The organism is Methylobacterium sp. WL18 (assembly GCF_008040015.1).
Classification (GTDB): domain Bacteria; phylum Pseudomonadota; class Alphaproteobacteria; order Rhizobiales; family Beijerinckiaceae; genus Methylobacterium; species Methylobacterium mesophilicum.
The window spans coordinates 1-469 of the sequence record NZ_VRVD01001320.1; the positions used below are offsets into that span (position 1 = coordinate 1).

Annotated in this window: 1 protein-coding gene and 1 pseudogene; one reads left to right on the forward strand and one right to left on the reverse strand. The window is 73.8% G+C overall.

The features are described 5' to 3' along the window. Positions 1-292, forward strand: a 292-nt coding sequence (locus tag FV228_RS32530; protein ID WP_246694125.1) for a LysM peptidoglycan-binding domain-containing protein, incomplete at its 5' end; no start/stop codon positions are given. 8 nt (positions 293-300) lie between these two features. Here the strand turns inward: FV228_RS32530 and FV228_RS34695 are convergent. Continuing rightward, positions 301-469, reverse strand: a pseudogene (locus tag FV228_RS34695) (PLP-dependent aminotransferase family protein); the annotation flags it as partial.

Here is a 469-nt window from a genome sequence, read left to right on the forward strand (position 1 = left end):
GGGCGGGGTCCGTTCCCGGGACGACGGCGCCGGCCAGACCGAGACACCCTCCGCCCTCAGCCGGGATGCCGCTGGGGCGCGTAGCCCCGCCGGGGCCGGCGCGGTGTTCGTGCCCGAGATCACCACGGCAAAAATCACCCGGGGCGACAACCTCTGGCGGATCAGCCAGCGCACCTACGGCCGGGGCGAGCGCTATACCGTGATCTACGACGCCAACCAGGGCCAGATCCGCGACCCGGACCGGATCTACCCGGGCCAGATCTTCATCCTGCCGACCGACAAGCGGGGCTGACGCCCCCGTCACTCCACGATCTGGTCGTCCTCCGAGAGGGCCAGACGGCGCAGGGTCGTGAGCGCCTCGGACAGGTCCTCCGGCGACGGCGTCGCCAGGGCGAGGCGGACCGCGTTCGGCGCGTGGCCGGGATGCACCGCGAAGGCCGCGGCCGGCAGCAGCGCGATGCCCCGGCGC